Source organism: Methylibium sp., assembly GCF_013817365.1.
GTDB lineage: Bacteria > Pseudomonadota > Gammaproteobacteria > Burkholderiales > Burkholderiaceae_C > Methylibium.
In genome coordinates this window covers 1-2146 of sequence record NZ_JACDCU010000579.1, presented here as the reverse complement: position 1 = coordinate 2146, position 2146 = coordinate 1, and the positions used below count along the sequence as shown (strand labels likewise).

Below are 2146 nucleotides of genomic sequence, written 5' to 3'. Positions count from 1 at the left end.
TGGGCAGCGTGGGCGCCACGGTGTGGCGCAACCTGCGCGCCGGCCACTTTGCCGGGCCGATCTACGCGCTCAATCCCAAGCACGACACGCTCGACGGCCAGGCCGTGCTCGCGCGTGCCGCCGACCTGCCGCAGGCGCCCGACCTGGCCATACTGTGCACGCCGCCCGCCACGGTGCCGGGCCTGGTCCACGAACTCGGCGAGCGCCGCACGCGTGCGGCCATCGTCATGAGCGCGAGCCTGGATGCGGCGCAGAAGCAGGCCACGCTCGACGCCGCGCGGCCCTATGTCTCGCTGGGCGAAAGCGCCGACGTCGATTTCGGCGACCTGCTCGATTACCTGGCGAGCGACCCGCGCACGCGCTCGATCCTGCTCTACATCGAATCAATCCTGTGCTGGTGTTCGCTCAACGGTAGGCGGCGAGCACCCTTCGCAGCTCCAAACGCAGGCGCAGCGAACGTTCAAAAACACACGACTGCTAAACTGAAAGTGAAAGAGCTTCACCGGCCGATTCGCCATTGGAATCAACAGCTTGGCGCTGACCTCGCGCTTCAGGTGCAGAACAGTCGAGTAAAGGACTGCATCTGGCCGATGCACCGAGCGCAAACGGAAGCACGCTGTGAAACTCGCCACCTGGAACGTCAACTCCCTCGCGGTGCGGCTGCCGCAGGTCATCGCCTGGCTGACGGAACACGAGCCCGACGTGCTGGTGCTGCAGGAAACCAAGCTCACGGACGAGAAGTTTCCGCGCGCCGAGATCGAAGCGGCCGGCTGGAAAGTCGTCTTCTTCGGACAGAAAACCTACAACGGCGTGGCACTGCTCGCGCGCGACGACCCAGCCGATGTGGTGCGCAACATCGTCGGCTTCTCCGATGAGCAGGCCCGTGTCATCGCGGCGTGCGTCGGTGAAGTGCGGGTGGTGGGGGGCTACTTTCCCAACGGCCAGGCACCCGGCAGCGAGAAGTTCGTCTACAAGCTCGCGTGGATGAGCGCGATGCGCGACTGGCTGGTCGAGGAACTGAAGCGCTACCCGAAGCTGGTGCTCATGGGGGACTTCAATGTCGCGCCTGAAGACCGCGACGTGCACGACCCGGTGGCCTGGGCCGGCCAGATCCTTTGCACTGAAGACGAGCGCGAGCAGTTTCGCGGCCTGCTCGCTCTCGGCCTGCACGATGCGTTTCGCCTCTTCGAGCAGCCGCCCAAGAGCTGGAGCTGGTGGGACTACCGAATGCTCGCCTTCCGCAAGAACCAGGGCCTGCGCATCGACCACATCCTGGTCAGCGAGGCCTTGAAGCCGCTCGTGGCCTCCTGCGTGATCGACAAGCTGCCGCGCAAGAACGAACGGCCGAGCGACCATGCGCCGGTAACGGTGACGCTCGCGCCGAGCGAAGCGCTGGGAGGCGCGTATCGGGCCGCTGCAAGCTGATCGTTCGGCCCGGTCTTCCGGCCTCAGACGAGCTAATCGTCCAGCCCGAGCTCCTGAATCTTGCGCGTGATCGTGTTGCGTCCGATGCCGAGCTTGTGGGCTGCCTCGATGCGACGCCCGCGCGTCACGTCGAGCGCGCTGTGAATGAGTTGCGCCTCGAACTTCTGCGTGAGCACCTCCCACACGTTGGGCACGCCGGCTTCGAGCAGGGCACGCGCCTCGCGCTCCAGGTCGTGCAGCCAACCGCCATTGGGCAGCACCGACGCCGCCACGCCGGCCGGCGGCTGCGGCATCAGGGCGGCCAGGCCGGCCGGAGCTTGTACTACGCCAGCCGGCACGTCCGCCGGGCCGTCCTGCGGCCGCAAGACAGGCGCCGCGTCGTCGTGCATCGTCAAGCTCGATGTCACCGTGCCCAGCAGTTCAGGCGGCAGATCCTTGGCATCGACCAGTTGCGCCGGCGCCATGACGGTGAGCCAGTGGCAGACGTTCTCGAGCTGGCGCACGTTGCCCGGATAATCGAAGGCGACGAGCTTGCCGAGCGCAGCCTCGCTCAGGCGCTTGGTTTCCACGCCCAGTTCCTTGGCGCTCTTTTGCAGGAAAGACCGCGCCAATGAGGGGATGTCCTCGCGCCGCTCGCGCAGCGCCGGCAGACGCAGGCGGATGACGTTGAGGCGGTGAAACAGGTCTTCGCGAAAGGCACCCTGGCGGACACGCTGCTCCA

General features: G+C 66.4%; 2 protein-coding genes and 1 pseudogene. 2 read left to right on the top strand and 1 reads right to left on the bottom strand.

Annotated elements, in window-relative coordinates; genetic code table 11:
* Positions 1 to 8: 8 nt before the first annotated feature.
* Both H0W38_RS21560 and xth read left to right on the top strand, forming a co-directional pair.
* A pseudogene (locus tag H0W38_RS21560) lies at positions 9 to 377 on the top strand (CoA-binding protein); the annotation flags it as partial.
* A gap of 241 nt (positions 378 to 618) precedes the next feature.
* A complete protein-coding gene (gene xth / locus H0W38_RS21555) occupies positions 619 to 1425 on the top strand; it encodes an exodeoxyribonuclease III (RefSeq protein ID WP_292458065.1) in 807 nt (268 codons plus the stop codon).
* A gap of 32 nt (positions 1426 to 1457) precedes the next feature.
* Here the strand turns inward: xth and H0W38_RS21550 are convergent.
* A partial coding sequence (locus H0W38_RS21550; protein WP_292458063.1) for a helix-turn-helix domain-containing protein occupies positions 1458 to 2146 on the bottom strand: 689 nt, incomplete at its 5' end.